At 47.1% G+C, this 23847-nt stretch carries 26 protein-coding genes and 1 other annotated feature; of the genes, 24 read left to right on the forward strand and 2 right to left on the reverse strand.

What is annotated here, in order from left to right; genetic code table 11:
- Window positions 1–21 precede the first annotated feature (21 nt).
- The 19 genes from PO771_RS03915 (at window position 22) to PO771_RS04005 (ending at window position 17333) form a co-directional block, all read left to right on the forward strand.
- Complete coding sequence (locus PO771_RS03915) at window positions 22–1767, forward strand: methyl-accepting chemotaxis protein (protein ID WP_272561977.1); 1746 nt, start codon at window positions 22–24, stop codon at window positions 1765–1767.
- A gap of 143 nt (window positions 1768–1910) precedes the next feature.
- The gene (locus tag PO771_RS03920) at window positions 1911–3056 is read left to right on the forward strand and encodes an SPOR domain-containing protein (protein WP_272561978.1); all 1146 of its coding nucleotides are present in this window, start codon (window positions 1911–1913) and stop codon (window positions 3054–3056) included.
- A 131-nt stretch (window positions 3057–3187) separates the two neighbouring features.
- Window positions 3188–3799, forward strand: a complete 612-nt coding sequence (locus PO771_RS03925; protein ID WP_422664979.1) for a Maf family protein — start codon at window positions 3188–3190, stop codon at window positions 3797–3799.
- An 84-nt stretch (window positions 3800–3883) separates the two neighbouring features.
- On the forward strand, window positions 3884–4588 hold the full coding sequence (radC, locus tag PO771_RS03930; protein ID WP_272561980.1) for a RadC family protein: 705 nt from the start codon (window positions 3884–3886) through the stop codon (window positions 4586–4588).
- Between the two features lie 100 nt (window positions 4589–4688).
- Entirely contained in the window at window positions 4689–5729 is a 1041-nt protein-coding gene (locus PO771_RS03935) for a rod shape-determining protein (RefSeq protein ID WP_272561981.1), read from the forward strand.
- Between the two features lie 14 nt (window positions 5730–5743).
- A complete protein-coding gene (gene mreC, locus PO771_RS03940; RefSeq protein ID WP_272561982.1) occupies window positions 5744–6664 on the forward strand; it encodes a rod shape-determining protein MreC in 921 nt (306 codons plus the stop codon).
- Window positions 6661–7179, forward strand: coding sequence for a rod shape-determining protein MreD (gene mreD, locus PO771_RS03945; protein ID WP_272561983.1), 519 nt, complete (start codon window positions 6661–6663; stop codon window positions 7177–7179). Before mreC ends, mreD begins: the two co-directional genes overlap by 4 nt.
- Before the next feature lie 62 nt (window positions 7180–7241).
- Complete coding sequence (gene minC, locus PO771_RS03950; protein WP_272561984.1) at window positions 7242–7910, forward strand: septum site-determining protein MinC; 669 nt, start codon at window positions 7242–7244, stop codon at window positions 7908–7910.
- A 23-nt stretch (window positions 7911–7933) separates the two neighbouring features.
- Window positions 7934–8731: a septum site-determining protein MinD gene (gene minD, locus PO771_RS03955; protein WP_272561985.1), complete on the forward strand. Its 798-nt coding sequence runs from the start codon at window positions 7934–7936 to the stop codon at window positions 8729–8731.
- A gap of 34 nt (window positions 8732–8765) precedes the next feature.
- On the forward strand, window positions 8766–9902 hold the full coding sequence (gene rodA, locus PO771_RS03960) for a rod shape-determining protein RodA (RefSeq protein ID WP_272561986.1): 1137 nt from the start codon (window positions 8766–8768) through the stop codon (window positions 9900–9902).
- Window positions 9903–9969: 67 nt separating this feature from the next.
- Entirely contained in the window at window positions 9970–10947 is a 978-nt protein-coding gene (locus tag PO771_RS03965; protein WP_272561987.1) for a M23 family metallopeptidase, read from the forward strand.
- Window positions 10940–11785 (forward strand): M50 family metallopeptidase, encoded by an 846-nt coding sequence (locus PO771_RS03970; protein WP_272561988.1) that lies wholly within the window; start codon window positions 10940–10942, stop codon window positions 11783–11785. The genes PO771_RS03965 and PO771_RS03970 overlap by 8 nt, the downstream gene beginning before the upstream one ends.
- 39 nt (window positions 11786–11824) lie before the next feature.
- Entirely contained in the window at window positions 11825–13267 is a 1443-nt protein-coding gene (locus PO771_RS03975) for an Rne/Rng family ribonuclease (RefSeq protein WP_272561989.1), read from the forward strand.
- 64 nt (window positions 13268–13331) lie between these two features.
- Window positions 13332–13408 (forward strand) — a sequence feature (ribosomal protein L21 leader region).
- Window positions 13409–13421: 13 nt separating this feature from the next.
- Complete coding sequence (gene rplU, locus PO771_RS03980) at window positions 13422–13733, forward strand: 50S ribosomal protein L21 (protein ID WP_096464006.1); 312 nt, start codon at window positions 13422–13424, stop codon at window positions 13731–13733.
- A complete protein-coding gene (locus tag PO771_RS03985) occupies window positions 13733–14071 on the forward strand; it encodes a ribosomal-processing cysteine protease Prp (protein ID WP_272561990.1) in 339 nt (112 codons plus the stop codon). The genes rplU and PO771_RS03985 overlap by 1 nt, the downstream gene beginning before the upstream one ends.
- A gap of 13 nt (window positions 14072–14084) precedes the next feature.
- Entirely contained in the window at window positions 14085–14375 is a 291-nt protein-coding gene (gene rpmA, locus PO771_RS03990) for a 50S ribosomal protein L27 (RefSeq protein ID WP_272561991.1), read from the forward strand.
- A 103-nt stretch (window positions 14376–14478) separates the two neighbouring features.
- Window positions 14479–15066, forward strand: coding sequence for a Spo0B domain-containing protein (locus PO771_RS03995; RefSeq protein WP_336297948.1), 588 nt, complete (start codon window positions 14479–14481; stop codon window positions 15064–15066).
- Between the two features lie 16 nt (window positions 15067–15082).
- Window positions 15083–16363 carry a GTPase ObgE gene (obgE, locus tag PO771_RS04000; RefSeq protein WP_272561993.1) on the forward strand — a complete coding sequence of 427 codons (1281 nt, stop codon included), beginning with the start codon at window positions 15083–15085 and terminating at the stop codon, window positions 16361–16363.
- A 367-nt stretch (window positions 16364–16730) separates the two neighbouring features.
- Complete coding sequence (locus PO771_RS04005; RefSeq protein ID WP_272561994.1) at window positions 16731–17333, forward strand: DedA family protein; 603 nt, start codon at window positions 16731–16733, stop codon at window positions 17331–17333.
- A 140-nt stretch (window positions 17334–17473) separates the two neighbouring features.
- Here PO771_RS04005 and PO771_RS04010 read toward each other — a convergent pair whose 3' ends face one another.
- On the reverse strand, window positions 17474–18100 hold the full coding sequence (locus PO771_RS04010; RefSeq protein ID WP_272561995.1) for a hypothetical protein: 627 nt from the start codon (window positions 18098–18100) through the stop codon (window positions 17474–17476).
- 25 nt (window positions 18101–18125) lie between these two features.
- The gene (locus PO771_RS04015; RefSeq protein WP_272561996.1) at window positions 18126–18860 is read right to left on the reverse strand and encodes a S16 family serine protease; all 735 of its coding nucleotides are present in this window, start codon (window positions 18858–18860) and stop codon (window positions 18126–18128) included.
- A gap of 245 nt (window positions 18861–19105) precedes the next feature.
- Between PO771_RS04015 and PO771_RS04020 the strand changes: the two genes are divergently transcribed.
- The 5 genes from PO771_RS04020 (at window position 19106) to pheA (ending at window position 23810) form a co-directional block, all read left to right on the forward strand.
- Complete coding sequence (locus tag PO771_RS04020; protein ID WP_272561997.1) at window positions 19106–19552, forward strand: ACT domain-containing protein; 447 nt, start codon at window positions 19106–19108, stop codon at window positions 19550–19552.
- A 76-nt stretch (window positions 19553–19628) separates the two neighbouring features.
- Complete coding sequence (locus tag PO771_RS04025; RefSeq protein ID WP_272561998.1) at window positions 19629–20933, forward strand: homoserine dehydrogenase; 1305 nt, start codon at window positions 19629–19631, stop codon at window positions 20931–20933.
- A 1-nt stretch (window position 20934) separates the two neighbouring features.
- Window positions 20935–21993, forward strand: coding sequence for a threonine synthase (gene thrC, locus PO771_RS04030; RefSeq protein WP_272561999.1), 1059 nt, complete (start codon window positions 20935–20937; stop codon window positions 21991–21993).
- A 2-nt stretch (window positions 21994–21995) separates the two neighbouring features.
- Complete coding sequence (thrB, locus tag PO771_RS04035; protein WP_272562000.1) at window positions 21996–22928, forward strand: homoserine kinase; 933 nt, start codon at window positions 21996–21998, stop codon at window positions 22926–22928.
- Between the two features lie 12 nt (window positions 22929–22940).
- Window positions 22941–23810 carry a prephenate dehydratase gene (pheA, locus tag PO771_RS04040; protein WP_272562001.1) on the forward strand — a complete coding sequence of 290 codons (870 nt, stop codon included), beginning with the start codon at window positions 22941–22943 and terminating at the stop codon, window positions 23808–23810.
- Window positions 23811–23847: the final 37 nt, after the last annotated feature.

Below are 23847 nucleotides of genomic sequence, written 5' to 3' on the forward strand. Positions count from 1 at the left end.
TACAATTAGGGAGGAGCATAGGTGAACATTCGATTCCAGTCATTAAGAACAAAGGTCATCATTTTATGTTTATTTATTTTATTAATTCCTACTATCTTTATTGGGATCAGTACATATCAATCAACGAAAAACAAGTTAGATGAAGCTGGGAAACTGCAGCTTAAACAAAATGTCAAACTAGTAATTGGCATGATCAATCTTATGAACGAGCAAGTCGAGGTAGGGCATCTAACGAAAGAAGAAGCGCAGGAAAAAGTTCGGCAGCAATTACTGGGCGAAAAAAATGATAAAAATGTTCGTCCGATGAAAAAAGAATATACCGTTGGTAAAACCGGCTATCCATGGGCTGTAAACACAGATGCTATTTCCGTTATGAACCCGAACAATGAAGGACAAAACATCATGAATGTTAAAACTCCGGACGGGATTATTTTAGGGAAATCAATTGTTGAAACAGGGACAAACGGCGGCGGATATTTGACTTATAAATATAAGCTTCCCGACAATCCAAATAAATTAGAAACGAAAGTAGTGTATGTTGAAGCTGACCCCCACTGGGGCTGGGTTGTAGGCTCGGGGGCTTATGTCACTGAATTCAACCAGGGAGCTAACTACATCCTTTATCTTGTCATAATAATTTCAGGTATTGCTGTTCTTCTGGGAGCTATTATTGCCGGCTTCTTTTCGACACACCTCACAAGGCCAATTCTCGTTATCGCAAGAAAATTGAATGAAGTAGCAGCAGGCGATTTTACCGTTGAACCTGTTACGGTTCATTCAAAAGATGAAGTTGGCGAACTGGCGAAAGACTTTAATCATATGGTTACAAACATGAAGCAGGTTATTAGTGAAGTGAACTTGTCTGCTCAACATGTTGCTGCTTCATCAGAAGAATTAACAGCAAGTGCCGAGCAAACAAGCAAAGCAACGGAACAAATTACAGTAGCGATACAAGAATCAGCAAACGGGGCTGAAAAACAACAAGCAATGCTCCAACGAACAACTAGTTCTTTTGAAGAAATATCTGTAGGAATGCAGCGTATTGCCGAGAGTTCACGGACGATTTCCGACTCATCTGCCAATACGACAGAAACGGCGAAATCTGGTGAGGTCGCGGTTCAGAAGACGGTCAAGCAAATGAATTCGATCAGTATGTCTGTAAACGAGTCTGATACTGTCATTAAGTTATTGGATCAACGGACGAAAGAAATCGCAAAAATATTGAGTGTGATTACCGATATTTCGGCGCAAACGAACTTGTTGGCACTTAATGCGGCAATCGAAGCCGCACGGGCGGGGGAACACGGAAAAGGGTTTGCTGTTGTAGCAGAAGAAGTAAGAAAGTTGGCTGATCAATCCAGCCAGTCTTCTAGTCAAATCACAAAATTAATTGAAGAAATACATAAAGATATGGAGAATTCCATTCAAACGATGGGCAAAGTGAAGGAAGAAGTAGTGTCCGGGCTGGAAATCGCAAATGAAACGGAGAAAAGATTTCATGATATTCTCGTTTCTACAAGCCAGATTTCCCAGCAAATTGAGGAATTGGCGAGTGTCACCGAGCAGATATCTGCTAGTGTGCAGGAAGTTTCAGCAAGCGGGGAGAACGTTGCCCATATTGCTCAACAATCCCTGGCAAATTCACAAGACATTGCGGCTGCTTCTGAGGAACAACTGGCTTCCATGGAGGAAGTTACATCACTAGCAGCTACTCTGTCGAAGATGGCAGAGGAATTACAAGCACTCACTATTAGATTTAAGATTTAGCCCCGTTCCATCTGAAAAATAAAATAGACCTCCCGCTTACCAGGCGCAAGGGAGGTCTATTTCTTTTTTATACATAAACACCCGTAGTGAAACATATCGTATAGCAAGGACAAGCAAAGAGTGAGAGAAAGGAGACGCTTTTGATGAGCAAATGTCCAGACTATACGATTCGTACTCGACCCGTCCCCGAAGCGTCCAAGAAAGACAAAGAAACGAAAAATCCAAAGGTAACACTGAATACAGCACCTGTTTCTCAGGTGATAGATAGCAGCACTCCCCCTGTTATTGAGCCTGTTCCGATTGAAACAGATATACCACATGAGAGTGAAATCGTACCGTATGTAGAAGAAGCGGTCGGAAGAAGCGGCTTCATGGGAGGGAAAAATCGAAATTGGAATCGAAATAAAAAAGCGCAGCGGGCATTCGCGATACGGATCACCGGAATTGTCGGGGGAGCGGTTGCGGTTGGCCTGTTATTCGGTTATGCGGCGCTGCAGATGCTTGCCGTCCCAGAAGAAAAGCAGCGATCTGCTCCAGCCTCGCCTGTAACTGTTCAGCACGATGTTCCTCCCCCTGCTCCGGCTGCTTCTGTTCCGAAGCCGAAAGTCGAAGCGGCTGCACCAACTGCCCAAGCTGTCCAAACAAAATCGGTAGTGATCTCATTCCCTGCACTTCCGCTTTATATGGTGCAGGGCGGAGTCTTTACGACAAAAGAAGGAGCGGCGCAGGAGCAGGCGGCCTATAAGCAGAAAGGCTGGCCCGTATATCAAGTAGCAGATGGCGGCAAGTTCGCGGTGTTTCTCGGTATGGGAAGCTCCAAGGAGGAGGCGACGGCCATTGCTCAAATGTATCGGGACGCAAAGCAGGCGGTATATGTGAAAGAGAAGCCTGTAGCTGCCACGTCGGTTACGATTGCGGTGCCAGCAGGGCTAGAAGCGAAAGAAGTTGCGAATATCACAAAGATCGGGGACGTGCAGGCAGCCTTATGTAAAGAACTGTCAGCTATGACCAGCGAAGGTTTCCGAGAAGGGAAGGTAGCACCTGAACGTATGCAGCGGGTAGTGGAGCTTCATCAGCAGCTGCTTGATACGGGACGAAGCCTGCTTGCTGTTACAGATGAAAAAAAGAAGCCGCTCATTCAGACAGCATTGAACGAAGCAACGAGATCAATAGCGGCGACCAAACAGTTTAGCTCACAGTCAAACCGGACGTATTTGTGGCAGGCAGAAGAGGCCATGATGAAGTGGATGGGAGCTTCGCAAGCATGGCAAAATTCTTTGAAGCAGTAGAAGGAGGGAGACCTCCTTTTTCTTATTGTGCTGGTCCCATGACTTTGTTACACTAGATTACAATATGTGTTTACATGGAAGAAGAGGCACATGAACTTACTTAAATTGCATTTTTTGACTAAAGCAGGTGAATGATGTTGGCAAAGGCAAAACAGCGCTCGTTAATTCTTGCATCCGCATCACCGCGGCGCAAAGAGCTTCTTGAAGGACTCGGTTTGGCGTTTACTGTACAGCCGAGTGTAGCGAATGAAGTAGTGGAGGGGGACGTCTCTCCAGAAGAATTCGTAACCACCCTAGCTCGACGTAAAGCCCGTGATGTTGCATTTTCTCTTGCGGAGTCGGAAGAAGAAGTAGCGCTTGTCATCGGCTCGGATACCGTTGTCGTTTTAGGCGATGAGATTCTCGGTAAGCCGGCGGATGAGTTAGACGCGTTTCGTATTTTATCAAGCCTTCAGGGGAAAACCCATATCGTATATACCGGGGTATGCATCGTAGAAGCAGCGACTGGCAAAGAAAAAGTGGGCTATCGGGCAACCCGTGTTACGATGCGACCGTTGTCCCCTGACCGTATTCGTCGCTATATCGCTACAGGTGAACCGATGGATAAAGCGGGAGCCTACGGGATTCAGGGATACGGTGCCACGCTTGTCGAGAATATGGAAGGCGATTATTTTTCGGTTGTTGGCCTGCCGGTGTCATTGGTCAGTGACTTTTTGGAAGAATTTGGTGTACAATTGCTCTAGGTGCTTATTGCGCCTGAGGGGCGTACACATCATGTACAGCAGCGAGAACCCCCGGATTTTATAGGGAAATGGGGGAAGATCGACATGCATCCAGATAATACGACAGGGTCGTGTGTGATGCTGCGTGATATACCGGCGGCAGAGAGACCCAGGGAGCGGATGGAGCGGTTTGGACCTACTGCACTATCGAATGAAGAACTGCTCGCCGTGCTGCTCAGAACGGGCACGAAGCAGGAATCTGCACTAGCTCTTGCCGGGCGTATGTTATACGAGATCGGTGACTTGCGCGGATTAAAGTCTGTTTCGCTTGAAGAGTTGACGACCATTAAGGGGATAGGAAGCGCAAAAGCACTTCTTATTCTTGCCGGGTTGGAGCTTGGACGCCGCATTGCACTTCCGCCGCTCAACCGTGTTGCCGTGCGTTCACCGAAAGATGTGGCGGATGTGATGATGGAAGAGCTGCGTTATCACACACAGGAGCATTTTGTCTGCTTGTACTTGAATACGAAAAATCAAATTATTGGAAAAGATACGGTATTTATTGGAAGCCTGAATTCATCGGTCGTCCATCCCCGTGAAGTGTTTCACAAAGCGATTCGTCGCAGCAGCGCATCGGTGATTTGTCTTCATAATCATCCGAGTGGAGATCCCATTCCAAGTAAGGAAGATATTGATGTAACACGCCGCTTGCGGGAAGCTGGTAAAATACTGGGGATTGAATTGCTTGATCATGTTATTATAGGAGATGGACGGTTTTATAGCTTAAAAGAAAAAGGACATTTTATATGATGGTGCTTTTTCCTGATTGAAAATAAGGGACATTCGAGTATAATTTTATAGTTGTCGTATGACAGATCCGATCTGTAGCATGAAGGGAGATATCACACCAATGTTTGGTAGCTTTAATAGAGACATGGGTATTGATTTAGGAACAGCAAATACGTTAGTGTATGCAAAATCGAAAGGAATCGTAGTACGTGAACCGTCTGTAGTTGCACTGCGTACGGATACGGGCAGTATTGAAGCGGTAGGGAATTCTGCGAAGAGCATGATTGGTCGTACGCCAGGTAATATTGTGGCAGTGCGTCCGATGAAGGATGGCGTAATCGCAGACTTTGAAACAACAGCGACGATGCTGCGCTATTTTATTGAGCAGGCACAAAAAAGTCGTGGACTGTTCTCACGCAAACCGAACGTTATGGTGTGCGTGCCATCTGGCATTACCGCAGTAGAGAAGCGTGCGGTAGAAGATGCAACAAAACTTGCAGGGGCACGGGAAGCTTTTACGATTGAAGAGCCGTTCGCAGCGGCGATTGGTGCTGATCTTCCGGTATGGGAACCAACAGGAAGTATGGTAGTTGATATCGGCGGTGGCACAACAGAGGTTGCGATTATCTCACTGGGCGGTATTGTAACAAGCAAGTCAATTCGTGTTGCAGGCGATGAGATGGATGAAGCGATCATCCAATACATTAAGAAGAAATACAGCCTGATGATCGGGGAACGTACAGCTGAAATCCTGAAAATGGAGATTGGTTCTGCGATTCCACCAGAACAGAAGGAAACAATGGACATTCGCGGACGTGACCTGATTACAGGCCTACCGAAAACGATTGAAATTACCGCACAGGAAATTGCTGAAGCATTAAGTGAAACGGTAACAAGCATTGTTGATGCTGTGAAAATCACATTGGAGAAAAGCCCACCAGAGCTGGCGGCAGATATTATGGATCGTGGAATTGTGCTGACAGGTGGCGGTGCACTGCTTCGCAATCTGGACAGGCTTCTCACTGAGGAAACTGGCATGCCGGTTATCGTAGCGGAGAACGCGCTCGACTGTGTAGCAATTGGTACAGGACGTGCGCTTGAGAACTTGCATTTGTTTAAATCAAAGTCAGGCATTACTCAGCGTTCCGGACGCAATCGATAAGCGGGTGTTGACGGGTGATCAATTTTTTTGGCAATAAACGACTCATTGCAATATTGATTGGCCTGATTGTGCTGATCGTCATTATGGGTGCTACCATCAAGGAGCGCCCTTTTGCTACCTGGCCGGAGCGAGTGCTTAGGGATACGTCTTCGTTTGTACAGGGTATCTTTTATAAGCCGGCTTTGATGGTATCTGGTGCTGCTGGCGGTGTCCGACATATCTTTAATGTGTATGAGGAGAATAAACAGCTGAAGGCGGATCAGAACCAGTATGCTCACGTAAAGGCAGAAGCAGAAGAGTTGAAGCGGCAAAACCGCGAGCTTCGTCTGATGCTCGATATTAAAGATAACAAGCTGTCCAAGTACGACACAATAGCAGCGGATGTGATTGCGCGTACGCCAGATCGATGGAATAACCTGTTAACAATCAGCAAGGGAAAAAATGATGGTGTGACACCAAACATGGCGGTTCTTTCGTCTGACGGAGCTCTCATTGGACGGGTGCAGTCTGTATCTACGTTCTCCTCACAAGTAGAGCTTTTAATGGATATTGAAGAGGAGAATCACATTGCGGCTGTAATTCAGGGAACGCAGGCGATCTATGGTGTTATTGAAAGCTATGACTTGGATAAGCATGAACTGATTATGCGGAAAATCCCGAAAGTAAAAGATTTGAAAATTACGCCGGGACAATATGTCACAACGTCGGGCATGGGTGGCGTAATGCCGGCCGGTTTATTAATTGGTCAGGTTAGTTCCGTTGGTGAAGGAGATTATGGTCTGACACAGACGGCACGGATTACACCTTTGGCGAACTTCTATCAGCTAGAGCATGTATTTGTTGTCAATCGCAGTTTTGTCGCACCACCTGTTGTTAACAATCCAACGCCAAAGCCCGGTAGTCAAACAGGAGAAGGGCAGGGAGTGGGGCAATGAGGAATGGATGGCTTTATGCGGTAATGCTCCTCTTTTTTATCCTGGAAGGTACGGTGGCTCAGGTGTTCGCTCCGGATGTATGGGGGGCGAGCTGGATTGTTGTGCCGCGTTTTGCCCTGGCTGGAATTGTGCTGATCGGACTGTATGCAGGCCGGAGAAAGGGGCTTATCTTCGGCCTTTTCTTCGGTCTTTTGTATGATGTACTATATGCACAGGTGATTGGGGTAGAAGTACTTGCGATGGGGACGATGGGGTATCTAGCTGGTCTTACGTCTCGTTATTTCCATCAGAACTTTATGCTTGCCGTGGTCGATGTGATCGTGCTGACTGCGTTACATGAGTGGATCACATATGAAATTTATGATTTATTTAATCTTGCTTCTATGAATCTGTTACATTTGTTTATCAAGGAGATTATACCTACTGCTGTGTGTAGTGCACTGTTTACGCTTATTGTGTTCCGACCTTTCAGCTATATTTTGAACCGGACTCTTCTTAAGAAGGAGATTGTATAGGGAAGGAAGGAAAAAATGTGCTTTGTAGCGAATAGACAAGGAGGTAGGGGGAAGGCTAGCATATGGTAAAAGTAAAGCAAAACGTATGGATAAAAGGGACGAAAGACGGACTTGTCTTTCATCTTGATGATGCTTGCGCCTTTAGCGACCTGCTTGATGAGCTGCAGGAAAAAGTGCATAACAGTCACCAGCAGATTTTAAGTGGCCCGATCATTAGTGTCGTGCTTAAATTCGGGCGGCGCTATGTAACGGCAGAGCAAGAGGAGAGTATCCGAGAGATTCTACGCCATCGTGGCAATCTAGTTGTGCGAAAAGTAGAATCTGATGTCATTACCAAAGAGGAAGCGTTGCAGGAAAAGTTGTCTGCGCAGATGCAGATTTATTCGCGGACTGTGCGCTCAGGTCAAGTTATCCGACATAATGGGGATCTCTTGCTGCTTGGCGATGTGAATTCGGGGGCGCTTGTTGTTTGTACAGGTAACATTTATGTATTGGGTTCTCTTCGAGGAACGGTACATGCGGGAGCGGAAGGATGCGAAGAGGCGATTATTGCCGCGTATGACTTCATCCCAAGCCAGGTACGAATTGCAGGTGTGTTGTTTTCTGATTCACCGGAGGCAGAGCAAATTACGCGGATGGAGTTTGTCTATGTAAGAGACAACCATCTTATAAAGGCACCGATGAGCCAGCTTCATAAAATACGGCCCGGTCTTGGGCAGTTTGTCATATGAGATAGAGAAGAGGGGGAATCCTCATGAGTGAAGCCATTGTAGTGACTTCAGGGAAAGGCGGAGTCGGCAAAACGACAACGACAGCGAATATCGGGACAGCGCTAGCTCAGTTGGGCAAAAAAGTATGCATGATTGATACAGACATTGGCCTACGCAATCTTGATCTTGTCATGGGACTGGAAAATCGAATCATCTTTGATCTTGTGGATGTGGTGGAAGGAAACTGTAAGCTGCATCAAGCGATGATTAAAGACAAGCGGTTTGATGATTTACTGTACTTGCTTCCAGCCGCTCAGACGAAAGATAAGTCTGCGGTCACAACAGAGCAGATGAAGAAACTGGTGGATGAGTTAAAAGCAGATTTTGATATCGTACTGATTGACTGTCCGGCAGGTATTGAGCAGGGCTTTAAAAATGCAGTAGTTGGCGCAGATAAGGCAATTGTCGTTACAACGCCGGAAATCTCCTCCATTCGGGACGCAGACCGGGTGATTGGTCTACTTGAACGAGAGAATCTTACGGCGACATATCTCGTTATCAACCGTATTCGCCCACATATGACACAGAGCGGTGATATGCTTGATGTAGAAGATGTTGTGTCTATGCTGTCCGTTGACCCGATCGGCTATGTGCCGGATGATGAAGAAGTAATTAAGCATTTGAATTTACGAGAGCCCGTCGCAATGAATCATGAAGCAAAAGCAGGTATTGCATACCGGAACATCGCGCGCCGGATGCTTGGCGATTCGGTTCCATTTTTAAACATGGACGAGCCGGATGGATTTTTTAAAAAGGTCAAGCGGTTGTTTGGAATGAAATAGCGCGGTGCGTGTACGCATCGGAGGATAGACGACCATGGAGTTCGACAAGAAATATATACGGAATTTAGACTGGCTGTTGATTTTACTTTTGATGTGCCTCGGTATTTTTAGTTTTATCGGGATTTCCGGGGCGACGACTTCAGCTAACTACGAATGGAAGCAAGTAATCTGGTACGGGTTTGGGTTTCTTGTTCTGACCGGGGTTTTGCTGTTTGATTATCATTCGTTTAGCAATGGGGCGTATGCGCTGTATGGATTCGGGCTTGTTCTGATTATCGGGGTGTTATTCACTCCCTTAAAAAGTGGTGCGCACAGTTGGTATCAGCTGGGTGTAATTGACTTTCAGCCTTCTGAGTTGATGAAAATTTTTACAATTATAGCGGTCGCCCGGTATTTATCGAAGATGGATGAGTTGGAAGAAAGTATTGCAGATTTCCGTCATCTGTTTCGCATCCTTTTGCTTATAGGTGTGCCGACTTTTTTAATTTTCATACAACCGGATCTTGGGACTTCACTCGTCTTCATGGGTATTTTGTTCAGCATATTAATCGTAGCAGGCTTGCCTGTCCGGTATTTTGCCATTATGGGTGCGCTTGTTGCTATTTTTCTCGGATCGCTGATGTATATTTTCACGTATCACCAGCAGTTTTTTACTGAGCATATTATGCATGAGTACCAGTGGATGAGGATTGCGTCCTGGCTGGACCCATATAACGATAAATATAAGAAGGAAGGCTACCAGCTTCGTCAGTCACTGACGGCGATCGGGTCCGGCCAGCTTGCCGGCAAAGGAATTAATCAGGGCACACAGGCACGTAATGGCTGGGTGCCAGTTGGGGAAAGTGACTTTGTATTTACCGTTATTGGGGAAGAGCTTGGCTTTATCGGTTCGAGTATTTTAATCTTTCTGTATTTCTTTTTTGTATACAGGATGGTGCGCATTGCGATGGAGGCTAAAGATACGTTTGGTATGTATGTCATAGCCGGTGTGATCGGAATGTATGTGTTTCAGATTTTCGAGAACATCGGCATGACGATTCAATTGATGCCTATTACCGGGATCCCGCTTCCGTTCATCAGTTATGGAGGAAGTTCGCTTATCACAAACTTTCTTGTTATGGGGATTGTGCTGAACATCGGGATGCGCCGCAAAAAGCTTATGTTTGATTAAGAATATCGCCCATTTCCTTCTCATACACTTGTACTACGAAACGGACAAGGGAGAGGGGGATGGGCGTATGTCATTTTATGATACAGACGGCATTAAACGCCGCCGGGAAGAGAGGGTACGTCGCTTGCGGGAGCAGATGGAGAATACCTACTCTTCCTATTTTTTTGATGAGCCAGATAAGTCTTTGCCGTATGAAGAAGAGGAGCATGATTCGTATCGGGTAGACCGGGCGTATCGTGAGCGTTATCAGGAGAGACGGGATGAGCGATATGAACCGGAGCGAAATCGATATTACGAACATGAAGAGCCGTATCACCGATATCATTACACAGGAGAACCATACTCTAGGTACTCGGATGAGCGATATATCCCGGCAGCTCGCCTTCCGGGCAATCGATCGCAGAAGAGGCGTCCGGGAACGCCTTCTGGACCGATGCGTCGTGGGGATAAATGGTTAATCAAGGTTATTGCTTCGCTGTTTGTGTTAAGTACAGCCTACATTGTGCAAACTGTCCCGTTTCCTGGTGTGGAAAAATACCGAGCCGTACTTGGGGAGGTATTCGATCGTTCGTATGACTTTGAAGCGATGTCTGCCTGGTATGAACAAAAATTTGGAGCGGTGCCAACGCTGCTTCCGGCGGTCGGCGCTCCGGGCAATGACGCCAAGCCTGTACTTCAGTCGCAAGGGCTTCTTCTGAAAGCTCCTTCTTCCGGCAAGGTTGTACAAACGTTTGCCCAACAGGGAAGCGGTGTGTTTTTTACTCCCGGTACAGCGGAGATTCGCGCGGTGGATCAGGGGTGGGTGACATTCGCAGGGGAGAAGGATGGGCTGGGGAATACGGTAATCATTCAGCATGCGAAAGGAATAGAGACATGGTATTCGGGTCTTGGTAGTGTAAGTGTGAAGCAGAATGACTGGATTGAAGTACAGAAAGAGATCGGCCGTGTTGCAGCAGCGGCGGATAATAAAGTAAGACCGGTATATTTTGCGGTGAAGAAAAATGGGCAATTTATTGACCCGCAGGGCGTGGTGCGCTTTGACTAGCATTGCGTTTCACGTCCACCCGGTTTTCTGGGCGCTTATGCTACTTGCCCTTCTTGCAGGACAGTTCGTTCAGGTTATGACACTGTTTGTGCTTGTGCTGCTGCATGAAGCAGGTCATGTTGTGGCGGCGCTTCTCTATGGCTGGCGTATTCGTAAAATTGAGCTGCTCCCATTTGGCGGCGTGGCTGAAATGGATGAGTGGGGCGGCACACGAGCACGCGAAGAAATTGTGGTCACATTGGCGGGTCCTGCTGTGAATGGCGTTCTCATTCTGGTTGGCTGGTTTCTGGAATATATGGGAATATGGTCGTCTGTGTGGACGGCTTTTTTTGTGTATAGCAATATGGTGCTTGCCTTATTTAACTTGCTTCCCATCTGGCCTCTCGACGGAGGACGTCTGCTGCAAACTGGATACAGTTTTTTTATCTCGTACCGTCGTTCTATGGACGTAACGTTATATGGAAGTGTACTCGGAGCGCTTGTGTTGTTGTATTGGAGTTGTACGCAGCCTGCGCCCCATCTTAATGGGATAGCGGTGTCGTTTTACTTGTTGTTCCATAATGTGATGGATTATCGACAGCGTCCGTATTTGTTCCTGCGTTTTTTGCTTTCTAGGCAGGCGTGTCTGTCTCGCTATGCGGAAGGGCTGGCCATTTTACCTGTGCGAATTGCACCGGATATGCGCGTGCATGAAGCTGTACGTACCTTGCGGCGGAATCGGTATCATCATTTTTGGCTGACAGGGGAGCAGCGCGACTTTATACCGGAAGAAAAGCTGCTTGCGTCTTTTTTTGATGTGCGGTTTAGGAATTGTACAGTGCAGGAACTTTTGCGCTAAAATGGAAAGCAGGATGTTGAGATATGAGGGGGAACGGCGTTGAGAAGGATTGTTGTGAACGGTGTGGGCCGCGAAACGCGGGTTGCTATACTAGAAGGAAACCGATTAATGGAATACTACATGGAACGTCCTGAAGCAGATCGGATTGTTGGAAACATTTACAGAGGCCGGGTAGAGAATGTGCTGCCCGGCATGCAGGCCGCTTTTGTCGATATTGGTACGGGAAAAAATGCATTTTTATATATTGATGACTGTCTGTCACCAGGAGAGGAGGGCAAGAACAAGCCTGCGATTAATCAAGTGGTGACACAAGGGCAAGAAATTGTGGTACAGGTGAGCAAAGAGCCGTTTGGCACAAAAGGGGCACGTGTTACGAAGCAAGTTTCATTGCCAGGTCGGTACGGTGTATTTATGCCGGAGGTGGATTATATCGGGGTTTCACGGCGCATTCAGCAGGAGTCTGAACGTACGCGCCTGCGGAACATCGCAGCAGCAGCACTTCAGCCAGGCGAGGGCGCGATTATTCGGACACTGGCGGACGGGGCAAGTCAGGAAGAGCTTACAGCGGATCTTGCTTTTTTACGTGCTAGGTGGCAGCGAGCGTGGAATGAGATGAAAGAGCGAAAATCACCTGTGCTCGTACATCGGGACATGGACCTCATCTCGCGCGTTGCGCGTGACATGCTAAGCGAAGATGTAGAAGAGCTGGTAGTGGACAGCCGCGCATGCTATCAGGAAATACGGGAGTTGTTAGCCCATTATCGCCCGTCGCTTACTGACCGGGTGAAGCTACATAGTGGGCCTGCCGATTTGTTTGTCCACTATGGGGTAGAGAGCGAGATTGAGAAGGCACTTCGTCGCAAAGTTTGGCTTAAGAACGGTGGGTATCTTGTGATTGACCAGACGGAAGCGATGACGGTATTTGATGTGAATACGGGTAAATTCACGGGTAATCACGATCTGGAAGAGACCGTTGTCAAAACGAATGTAGAAGCGTGTCGGGAAATTGCCCGTCAGCTTCGCCTGCGCCGGATCGGCGGTATCATTATTATTGATTTCATCGATATGAAACAGGACGAGCATCGGGCTCGGGTGCTGGAAGCGATGAGCCAGGAACTTAGAAAAGACCGGACGAAAACACACTTGCTTGGTTTTACAAAGCTTGGTCTGCTGGAGATGACTCGCAAAAAAGAGCATCAGACACTTTCTGATACGCTGCTGCGTTCTTGTCCATCCTGCGAAGGCCGGGGTCACATTTTGTCTGAAGAAACATTGCTGGGAGAATTGGAGCGCGAGTTGATTGCTCATGGACGGGACGATCGACATGAATATGCTGCCGTGGAAGTTCATCCACACCTGCTGGCATTTTTTGAACGGCATCAGGAGGAACTTACACAGGCAAGCGGTCTTGATGTGCGCTGGCAGTCGAATGAAGCGCTTGATCAAAAGAGTTATCGCATTACGCAGCTTGGCAGTAAATAATGGTTGCTTTTGTTGGTAGATTGTGATAACCTTTTTTCTGTTGGTTAGTGTGCTTGACGCCTCAAGCAGACTCCAACCGCTCGATTAAGGTTATGAAGTCGGCTGAGGCCGCACCGGATATTGGCGAGTCTGAGTATATGGAGGAGGTGCAATTATGTACGCAATTATCGAAACAGGTGGTAAGCAATACAAAGTAGAACAAGGTACTGAACTCTACATCGAGAAGCTCGAAACAGCTGAAGGTGAGACAGTAACATTCGACAAAGTGTTGCTTGTAGCTGGTGAAAACGGTGTGAAAGCAGGTGCTCCGCTTGTAGCAGGAGCGACTGTAACAGCGAAAGTAGAACGTCACGGTAAAGGTCAAAAAATTATCGTGTACAAATACAAAGCGAAAAAGAACTACCGTCGTAAGCAAGGTCACCGTCAACCGTACACGAAGGTTGTTATTGAAGCAATCAACGCGTAATGATTACGGTGCAAGTGAAACGACGCGCAGACGAGTCGATTTATGAGATTAAGATTCGCGGACATGCTGGTTCTGCCGAGCACGGTCAAGATCTGGTGTGCGCCGCTGTTTCCGCTATTTCACTCGGCTCTGTCAATGCGGTTGAAATGGTACTAAGCATCGAACTGCCTGCGAAGCTGGGGAAGAGTGGATTCCTTCATCTTAAAGTTCCGGACGAGTATGAACCGGAAGTGGCGGAGAAGGTTCAGCTTCTTCTCGAAGGCATGATTGCCTCGCTTCGCGCAGTGGAGATGAGTAACGGAGCATATGTCCGTATACAGGACACACGTAACTATTGAGGAGGTGGATCTCATGTTAAGAATGGATCTTCAATTCTTCGCCTCTAAAAAAGGGGTAGGTAGCACGAAGAACGGACGTGACTCGATCTCGAAGCGCCTTGGCGCTAAGCGTGCAGACGGTCAGTTCGTAAAAGCGGGCAACATCCTGTACCGCCAACGTGGTACGAAGATTTATCCAGGTGCGAATGTAGGCCGTGGCGGTGACGACACGCTGTTCGCTCTCGCAGATGGCATCGTTCGTTTCAAACGTCTTGGTCGTGACCGCAAACAAGTGGTTATCGAGCCAGTAGCAAACGAAGCGTAATAGAGCGCCTAACATAAGGCTGTCGACTCACGTCGGCAGCCTTTTTGTGTGAACATAGATGGGGAGAGGAACACATATTACTTTTCTCTACCCTCATGATATAATGGATAGAAAAGCCAACAGGGAGAGAAGCCGGATGAATCAATTGATCGAAGTTATCAATCATCAGCGGCATGACTGGTTAAACCATATTCAGGTCCTATTTGGATATTTAAAGCTTCAAAAATACGATTTATGTGAAGAATATATATATCGTGTCATTAAAGAGGCGAATCGAGATACGCTGATTGCGCGTCTTGCCCATCCATCTCTTGTAGCGTACCTGCTTTCATTTAATGCCTTGCACAAGGAAGTGGTACTGGATGTCGAGATTCCAGCACCATTCTCGCTGCTAGAGCGGCCCGATATTGGAAGTTGTATTCTGCGTATGGTGGAGATATACCGCCAGCATGCGCAGATGAATGGAGAGGCGAATACGCTTCTGCTTACATTGACATATAGCGGAGACTGCCTGCATGGAGTCGCTGATTATGCCGGGCGTCTGGATGCGGCTGGAATGAGGCAGGCGCTTGCAGCAATGGAGCAGGAGACGATAGAGCTTGGCGGACGGTTTGTCATGGATATTCACACGAATGAAGAGTCGGTGATGGAGTGTATCATCCCGTTTATTGCAGAAGTGGACAAGTCTTAGATAAGGTGGAATCAACATGTTTGTAGATAGCGTAAAAATATATGTAAAAGGCGGCGACGGCGGCAATGGCATGGTTGCATTTCGTCGTGAGAAATACGTAGCCGCAGGTGGTCCTGCTGGCGGCGATGGTGGACGTGGTGGCGATGTTGTGTTTGTGGTAGACGAAGGGCTGCGCACACTTGTTGACTTCCGTTACCAGCGCCATTTTAAAGCAACACGCGGTGAAAACGGACGAACGAAGTCCCAGCATGGTGCGGGTGCGGACGATATGGTCGTACGGGTACCACCGGGAACGACTGTGATCGATGATGATACGCAGCAAGTTATTGCGGACCTCGTTATGCACGGCCAGCGAGCAGTAATCGCTCGTGGTGGACGTGGTGGCCGCGGTAATACTCGTTTTGCGACACCGGCGAACTCCGCTCCCGAGATCGCAGAGAACGGTGAACCAGGTCAGGAGCGCTATGTGCGCCTCGAACTGAAGGTGCTTGCGGATGTCGGACTGGTTGGTTTTCCAAGCGTCGGTAAATCAACGTTGTTGTCTGTTGTATCAGCAGCCCGCCCGAAAATTGCGGCGTATCACTTTACAACGATTACGCCTAATCTCGGTGTGGTAGATATTGATGAGGAACGCAGCTTTGTAATGGCAGACTTGCCAGGATTGATTGAAGGGGCGCATGAAGGGGTGGGCCTTGGTCATCAATTCTTGCGTCATGTAGAGCGGACGCGTGTCATTGTTCATGTGGTGGACATGGCAGGCTCTGAAGGACGTGATCCGTATACCGACTACGTGCAGATCAATGAAGAGCTGAAGTTGTACAATCGGAAGCTCGAAGATCGCCCGCAGATTATTGCCGCGAACAAGATGGACATTCCAGGTGCAGAAGAAAATCTCGCTGAATTCAAGGAGAAGGTAGGCGATGTGCCAATCTTCCCGATCTCGGCCGCGACCAATCAGGGCATTCGCGAGCTGATGTATGCGGTAGCCGACAAGCTTGATGAGATTCCGTTCTTGCCGGATGTCGAGGATGTAGCAGAGGAAGAGACAACTGTCATGTACCGTGCAGAGCAGGAAGGACCAGGCTTTACGGTGCGCCGCGATAATGAGACGTATGTAGTGGAAGGCGAGAAACTCGAGAAGCTGGTTAAGATGACAAATCTGAATAGCCATGATTCGATTCAGCGTTTTGCCCGTACGATGCGGAACATGGGTGTGGACGATGCGCTGCGTAAAAAAGGCGCGAAGAATGGGGATATTGTGGTTATTGGCAAGTTTGAGTTTGAGTTTGTGGAATAGAGGATAGGCAAAAGTATGGTGGCGGAGAGCGGAGAAGAGCGGTGCTATTTTATGCGCTGCGGGGAAGTAGGGACTGTTCGCTCCAGGAGACTGGCGGACTCGCCCGCAAAGCGCTTCCGAAATACTTTTGCTATGCCCACTATTACATTTAAATACAGGCTACGCCTGCTTTCAGTGAAGTGAAATTGCATAGATGTAAATAGGAGGGGGACTCAATCGATGATTGGGAACCCTTGTTTTTGTTGCTCATTGATGAGTGGATATCCTGCAATATTTGATTTGTTCATACATAGACGTTACCATTGTGTTTAGTGCCAATACGGTAGAAAATAACGTAGGGGAAAAAGGATTAAGGGGCGACTTGCATATGGAGCATCAGTTAGATTACCTGCTTACTCACTATGGCTATTTCGGAATTGTACTTGCTCTTGTAGGAGGCATTGTTGGTCTGCCTTTGCCTGATGAAATTGTGCTGACGTATGTAGGTTATAACATATATCAGGGAAAGATGCTGTATGCGCTGGCAGTAGTAAGCGCTGTTATAGGTGCGCTCACGGGAATTACGATTAGCTATTTGTTGGGGATAAAGTTAGGCAGCCCTTTCCTGAAAAAGTTTGGTCCTAAGATTCATATTACAGAAGAAAAAATAGAGCGTACGCAAGCGCTGTTCGATAAATTTGGCCCGTTTCTGCTCCTTATCGGTTATTTCATTCCCGGTGTACGGCATATTACTGCTTATTTGGCGGGTGTTTCCTGTTTGGGGTTTCGGAAATTTGCCCTTTATGCGTATGTAGGAGGGGTATTGTGGATTTTTACTTTTATCACATTAGGGAAAGTATTGGGACCTGATTGGAAAAAAGCAGAACATTATATCCGTCCGAATGGTGGTTTACTTTTTATACTGGCTGTAGTGTTGGTTTTCCTTGTTTTTCTCTATCGCAGGATGAAAAAAGGGGATTATAATTCATAAAAGGACAACGGAGATGGGAACGTGTGGTCGTTCGGCTGCTGCAGCGATAAGACGATAGCGGGTATTCAGTTAGAAAACATAACGACAAGCCCCTTCTCTGAATTGAGTAAAGGGGCTTGTCGTTATGTAGGATGAGATGATTAGGTAGCAAAAGTAGAGTCCGTGTTTTCTTGTCCGTGAGACTCTGGGGTAGAATGTGATAATGCCTCAAGACCAGATATGATCGTTCGTGTCATCTGCAAGCAAATCAGTGTAAATAGGGCCTCAATGAAAGATGAGAGAATAAACAGTGCGTTTACAACATCGGGCATTTTTTCAATGACGCGATTTATCATATTGAACATAAAAAACACCAAGTAATACCATGGTAAATATGCACGTAATTGTTGCCCTTCTTTTATTGCATTTCTTCCGTCTGTGATGAAAAAGGCAGCAAGTTTTGAAAATACATTCCATATGCCATACAGGGAATAAAACGGTATGATGAAACTGCATATGGACCAGGTTGGTTTAATCGGATAGACGGGATCAAATTTTCTTACGTCTAGGTGTACTTGATAAAGCCATGTAAAAAAAACAAGAATGGTGAGGATCCAAAGCAGGATGTTGAACAATGTGATAAAGTCATCCAAAGATGAGAAGTATGCATCGTACCAGTTGGGTGTAAGTGTCATAATCGTTGAACCGAGCAAGGAAAATAGGGATAAAAAAAGGCCAACTTGTAAAAATATCACAAGAATATTGCCTGCTTTTTTGGATGTTAGCATGGAAGTCTCTCCTTATTGCTTATGTTTAGGGAAGGGCTCGCAGAAAGGCTAGTGCTTCATCAATTGTGTCTACCGGGACGAGCTGTAGTTTCATTCGATGCTCTTGTACGATACGTTCCGCTTCTTCCTGGTTGCTTATTTCTCCAGGTGGAGTCCATTCTTTATCTTTTGGTATGAAGAAGTAATCCACGTTGTTTTGCTGCGCGGTTAAGAGTTTTTCACGAATGGCTCCAACCGAACCGACATATTGATCGTCTTCTAGTGCGCCGGTTCCAGCAATCATATATGCACCTCGTTTCGTAAAATCTTCACCTGTACGTTCCTCAATGAGTCCAAGCCCGACCATCAGGCCGAACGAGTCACCTGTGTATATTTCTGTTTCTGCTAGCAGGCGCTTCTTTGTATCGTCAAACGCTGTGACGGGCTGATGGGTAATACGAGCAGCTGCTTCAATGGCATGATTAATAGCATCCTCGCGCCATTCAGCTTCTTCTTCATATGCCACTTCTTCTTTATCTACAGGCTGAAAGTTAATTTTGTTATCGTATACAAAAGATAACGCGAGCTTCTCGTACCAATTTTTTGTGACCCCACTGCGTACATAGACGAAGTTAACGTGACCATTCGTGCCGATTTTGTTTACTGAATCAATGTCTCCTGTCGTTGTAAATTCTTCATGGTGTGGAATAAACGCACAGATCGAGAGACTAAGCGGGATAAGCATTAAGAGAAAGGCAAGTCGATTTTCTTTGAAATTCACACAAGATAGCATCCTTTCTATAGTATTAAAAATCCTGATTAGTATAAATATTACAATTTGTTCCTTTGTTATTGCAAGAATATTTATTTAAGTATGAATACAGCAGTTCCTAGCTCCCCGCTGCAGACTATCGCTTTACACATACATAAAATTTGAAAAATAAACAAATATCCCTTGTAAGGCTGTAAAAAAGCAGGTATACTGTCCATTGTATATAAACATTTGTTTTTACCGGGAGGACTTATATGGAGAAGAGAGAGGAGCAGTTTTATCTGATCCGCTCGGATGTGCTGCCGGAATCGATTGCCAAAACAATTGAAGCAAAAAAACTGCTGGATTCTGGAGCGGTAGCTACCGTAAATGAAGCGGTGGATCGGGTTGGGTTAAGTCGAAGTGCTTACTACAAATACAAGGATAGCATATTTCCGTTTAACTCGATGATGCAGAACATGATCGTTACACTGTCCTTGTATCTGGAGCATCGGTCAGGCGTGCTGTCGAGCGTGTTGAAGTTCGTGGCTGAACGGGGCGGAAATGTATTAACGATAAACCAAACCATTCCACTACAAGGAATGGCGAATGTAGCGATGTCGATTGATACAGCGCAGCTGTCGCAGTCGACGACAGAGTTTCTCGAAGAATTACATGAACTTGACGGAGTCCGCCGCGCTGCGATTGTCGGCCGAGGGTAACGTCTGTAGGAATAAAGGAGAGGAAAGATGATCTTTCCTCCCACCATCTATTTTCACAGAAAAGAGGAGCGATATAATGCGAGGAAACACAGTCAAGATAGGCTTAATGGGATTAGGAACAGTTGGAACCGGTGTAGTTCGTATCGTGCAGGGGCATCAGGAAGATTTGCAGAAGCAAACAGGCCTTGCCATTGAGGTTGCGAAGGTGCTTGTAAAAAATGCAGACAAAGAACGTAATATTTCCTTAGATAATGACATTCTAACAACTAATCCAGCTGATCTGGTCGAGAACCCAGAGATTGATGTAATCGTAGAAGTAATCGGCGGGATCAACCCGACGAAACAATACATGCTGCAGGCGCTTGAGAACGGAAAACATATCGTTACGGCGAACAAAGATTTAATGGCGCTGCACGGAGCAGAAATCCTATCCAAAGCACAGGAAAAAGGCTGCGATGTTTTTTATGAAGCGAGCGTAGGGGGCGGCATTCCGATTTTGCGTGCGCTTGTAGAAGGCTTCTCGTCCGACCGCATTACTAAAATGATGGGGATTGTAAACGGAACAACCAACTACATCATGACCAAGATGAGCCAGGAAGGTGCAGATTACGCAGAAGTGTTGAAAGAAGCACAGGAGCTTGGTTACGCGGAATCTGATCCGACTGCAGACGTAGAAGGACACGATGCAGCACGTAAGATGGCGATTCTCGGTACGCTTGGTTTCCATGTAGATATGAATCTGGATGATGTAGACTGCGAGGGAATCTCTCGTGTATCAGCCGAAGATATCGCTCATGCAAAACAACTTGGCTATGAGATCAAGCTGCTCGGCATTGCACAACGCGACGGGGAACTGATTGATGTGAGTGTGCAGCCGACGCTTGTAGCACGCAGTCATCCGCTTGCTTCTGTTAATGGCGTTTTTAATGCCGTATATGTACACGGTGAAGCGGTAGGCGAGACAATGTTCTACGGACCAGGTGCAGGGGAGCTTCCGACTGCGACAGCGGTTGTGTCTGACCTTGTTACTGTAGTAAAAAACAAAAAGCTCGGCGTCAATGGTCGTGGCAGTGTAGCTCCATACAAGGAAAAGCACCTGAAAACAGACGATCAAATCGTTTCGAAATATTTCCTTCGTTTGATTGTTGATGACAAACGCGGCGTTTTGGCGCAAATCACTCGCATTCTCGCTGATCATGATGTAAGCTTAGAACAAGTTCTTCAACAGCCGTACAATGATGGTAAGCAGTCGGAAATTATTCTCGTTACGCATCATGCGTCCCGGAAAAATATTTTCGATGTACGTAAGCAGTTTGAAGAAATAGACAGTGTATATGAAGTGAAAAGCCTCTATCGGGTAGAAGGCGGGGAGGAGCAATAACATGGCAGGCATTATTGAACGTTACGCAAATCAATTACCGGTGACAGAGAAAACACCTCGGCTCACACTGCATGAGGGGAATACACCGCTTATTTTCGCACCAAAATTGTCGGAAGAATTGGATTTAGAAGTTTATTTCAAATATGAAGGATTGAATCCGACAGGTTCTTTTAAAGACCGCGGGATGGTTATGGCGGTAGCGAAAGCGGTAGAAGAAGGCAGCCATACGATTATGTGTGCGTCTACTGGGAATACATCCGCAGCCGCAGCGGCGTATGCGGCACGTGCAAACTTGCGCTGTATCGTACTTATTCCGAACAACAACATTGCACTTGGCAAGTTGGCGCAGGCGATGATGTACGGAGCAGAAATTATCGCAATCGAAGGCAACTTCGATCAGGCGCTGCAAATCGTGCGCGACATTACAGAAAAGCACCCGATCACACTTGTGAACTCGGTGAACCCATACCGTCTGGAAGGTCAGAAAACAGCGGCATTCGAGGTTTGCGACGAACTTGGTAAAGCACCAGACATTCTTGCGATCCCGGTTGGTAACGCAGGCAACATCTCTGCATACTGGAAAGGATTCAAAGAATATTACGAAGCAGGCAAAATCGCAAGCAAGCCGCGTATGTTCGGTTTTGAAGCGGAAGGTGCCGCTGCTCTTGTAAAAGGCGAGCCGATCGAAAATCCAGAAACACTTGCGACTGCGATCCGAATCGGAAAACCAGCTAGCTGGGATCTGGCGCTTGCAGCGCGTGACGAATCAAACGGTCATATTGACTTTGTAACCGATGATGAAATCGTAGCGGCTTATCGTAAGCTTGCATCGATGGAAGGCATCTTCGCAGAGCCGGCTTCTGCGGCATCCCTTGCAGGTATTATTAAAATGCGTAAGCTTGGCAAGCTCGAAGCAGGCAAGCAAGTTGTCTGTGTTCTGACAGGAAACGGCTTGAAAGACCCGAACATTGCGATCAAGTCTGCAGGTATTGAGCCTGTTGTCGTGGAAAGCACAGAAGAAGCCGTTCTTGGCATTATCGCTCAGGGAGCGGGGGTATAAACGTGCAGAACGGAAAGGTAACGGTCAAGGTCCCAGCTAGCACCGCCAACCTCGGTCCGGGATTTGACACGCTTGGAATGGCATTTCAACTGTACACAACGATTTCTTTAGAAGCGGCGGATGAGACAATCATCCGCCTTCACGGTTCACAGCTTGAAGGAATTGCAACGGATAAAACAAACTTAATCTATAAGGTAGCGGCCGACCTATTTGAGAAAGCCGGTAAGCCTGTGCCAGAGCTTATCATTGATATTGATAGCGATGTACCGCTCACGCGGGGTCTTGGCAGTAGTGCATCTGCAATTGTGGGCGCACTTGTGGCAGCGAATGAGCTGGCAGGCAAACCGTTTACAACGGATGAGTTGTTTACGATGGCAACCAAACGGGAAGGGCACCCGGATAATGTGGGGGCTGCTTTATTTGGCGGCATCATTGTAGCACTAATAGATGGAAACGATGTACCGTATGTGCGTCTGCCAGTACCGGAGCATCTTGGTGCGCTTGTTGTCATTCCAGATTTCATGCTTTCGACAGAGAAGTCGCGTGATGTGCTGCCTTCGATGTACAGCCGGCATGATGTTGTGCATACATCCAGTCATACAGGTGTACTCGTTGCAGCTCTTGCAACCGGGCAGCTTGGACTGTTAAAGTCAGCGATGAAGGATGTACTGCACCAGCCATATCGTGTACCGCTTGTACCTGGTTTGGAGTCGATTATTGAAGATGCTACGAAGTATGGTGCACTAGGTGCTGCCTTATCCGGGGCAGGCCCGACCATTATTGCCTTTGTAGATCGTCGGAATTCGACGGCTGAATTAGAAGCATTTATGGTGAACGCCCTGGCAGAGCAGGGAATTGCCTGTACGGTGATGAATCTCATTCCGGATACACAAGGTGTTCAGATAGAAGCCTGCTTGTCCGGCGTGACGCGCTAGGGGGATCTGGATATGCAGAGGAAATTTTCATTTCTTGGTCCGAGCGGCACGAACACAGAGGAAGCAGCCCGGTATTTGTTCCAGGAGGAAAGTGATGGGTTTCTGCCGTATCGTACGATTCCAGATTGTTTGGAAGCCGCTGTGGCCGGAAAGGTTACGCACGCGGTTGTACCGTGGGAAAATTCGCTGGAAGGCTCGGTTAATTTGACGCTTGATTGGATGATTCATAAGGTGAATCTGCCTATTCTCGCTGAAGTGATTTTGCCGATCTCTCATCAGCTTGTGAGTGCCAAGCGCCCGGAGCGTATCGACTATAAGGATGTAACCAAAGTCATGTCGCATCCGCAGGGAATTGCGCAGTGCCACAATTTTCTGCGTGATTACTTGCCGCATGCAGAGATTGAATATACGAGCAGCACAGCGGAATCGGCCCGCATCGTAAGTGAGCATCCGAATGAGCCGTGGCTGGGAATTTGTCCGATGCAGGCGGTGTACTCATATCCGGTAGATCTGATGGAGGCAAATATTGAAGATTCGTCTGAGCATAATTTTACGTGCTTCGTCGTGGTGAGTAACAGTCCACTTGAACTGCCCGAATCAGACATGCATAAGACGACGATTCTTGTTACGCTGCCATCTGATTTTCCAGGAGCACTTCATCAGGTGCTAGCCGCATTCTCATGGCGTCGCCTCAACTTGTCGCGCATCGAGTCGCGCCCGACGAAAACGGGGCTTGGCAATTATCATTTCGTGATTGATATTGATCATAAAATGGATGATATTCTCATGCCAGGTGCATTTGCGGAGATGGAGGCGCTAGGGTGCCAGATTCGTGTTCTTGGGACGTACCCGGTTTATTTGAAAGCAGAAACCAGCAAATAGATCTTGCAATCCATACAAAAAACTCGCCTATGGGTAA

The sequence above is a fragment of the Aneurinibacillus uraniidurans genome (genome assembly GCF_028471905.1).
In the GTDB taxonomy this organism is placed as follows: Bacteria; Bacillota; Bacilli; order Aneurinibacillales; family Aneurinibacillaceae; genus Aneurinibacillus; species Aneurinibacillus uraniidurans.

What these genes read in the sequence shown, in the direction of transcription:
- PO771_RS03920 (WP_272561978.1), top strand. Translation starts at nt 1,911, where the DNA reads ATGAGCAAATGTCCAGACTATACGATTCGTACTCGACCCGTCCCCGAA.
- PO771_RS03925 (WP_422664979.1), top strand. Translation starts at nt 3,188, where the DNA reads ATGATGTTGGCAAAGGCAAAACAGCGCTCGTTAATTCTTGCATCCGCA.
- radC (WP_272561980.1), top strand. Translation starts at nt 3,884, where the DNA reads ATGCATCCAGATAATACGACAGGGTCGTGTGTGATGCTGCGTGATATA.
- PO771_RS03935 (WP_272561981.1), top strand. Translation starts at nt 4,689, where the DNA reads ATGTTTGGTAGCTTTAATAGAGACATGGGTATTGATTTAGGAACAGCA.
- mreD (WP_272561983.1), top strand. Translation starts at nt 6,661, where the DNA reads ATGAGGAATGGATGGCTTTATGCGGTAATGCTCCTCTTTTTTATCCTG.
- minC (WP_272561984.1), top strand. Translation starts at nt 7,242, where the DNA reads ATGGTAAAAGTAAAGCAAAACGTATGGATAAAAGGGACGAAAGACGGA.
- minD (WP_272561985.1), top strand. Translation starts at nt 7,934, where the DNA reads ATGAGTGAAGCCATTGTAGTGACTTCAGGGAAAGGCGGAGTCGGCAAA.
- rodA (WP_272561986.1), top strand. Translation starts at nt 8,766, where the DNA reads ATGGAGTTCGACAAGAAATATATACGGAATTTAGACTGGCTGTTGATT.
- PO771_RS03965 (WP_272561987.1), top strand. Translation starts at nt 9,970, where the DNA reads ATGTCATTTTATGATACAGACGGCATTAAACGCCGCCGGGAAGAGAGG.
- rplU (WP_096464006.1), top strand. Translation starts at nt 13,422, where the DNA reads ATGTACGCAATTATCGAAACAGGTGGTAAGCAATACAAAGTAGAACAA.
- PO771_RS03985 (WP_272561990.1), top strand. Translation starts at nt 13,733, where the DNA reads ATGATTACGGTGCAAGTGAAACGACGCGCAGACGAGTCGATTTATGAG.
- rpmA (WP_272561991.1), top strand. Translation starts at nt 14,085, where the DNA reads ATGTTAAGAATGGATCTTCAATTCTTCGCCTCTAAAAAAGGGGTAGGT.
- PO771_RS03995 (WP_336297948.1), top strand. Translation starts at nt 14,479, where the DNA reads ATGGATAGAAAAGCCAACAGGGAGAGAAGCCGGATGAATCAATTGATC.
- obgE (WP_272561993.1), top strand. Translation starts at nt 15,083, where the DNA reads ATGTTTGTAGATAGCGTAAAAATATATGTAAAAGGCGGCGACGGCGGC.
- PO771_RS04005 (WP_272561994.1), top strand. Translation starts at nt 16,731, where the DNA reads ATGGAGCATCAGTTAGATTACCTGCTTACTCACTATGGCTATTTCGGA.
- PO771_RS04010 (WP_272561995.1), bottom strand. Translation starts at nt 18,100, where the DNA reads ATGCTAACATCCAAAAAAGCAGGCAATATTCTTGTGATATTTTTACAA.
- PO771_RS04020 (WP_272561997.1), top strand. Translation starts at nt 19,106, where the DNA reads ATGGAGAAGAGAGAGGAGCAGTTTTATCTGATCCGCTCGGATGTGCTG.
- PO771_RS04025 (WP_272561998.1), top strand. Translation starts at nt 19,629, where the DNA reads ATGCGAGGAAACACAGTCAAGATAGGCTTAATGGGATTAGGAACAGTT.
- thrC (WP_272561999.1), top strand. Translation starts at nt 20,935, where the DNA reads ATGGCAGGCATTATTGAACGTTACGCAAATCAATTACCGGTGACAGAG.
- pheA (WP_272562001.1), top strand. Translation starts at nt 22,941, where the DNA reads ATGCAGAGGAAATTTTCATTTCTTGGTCCGAGCGGCACGAACACAGAG.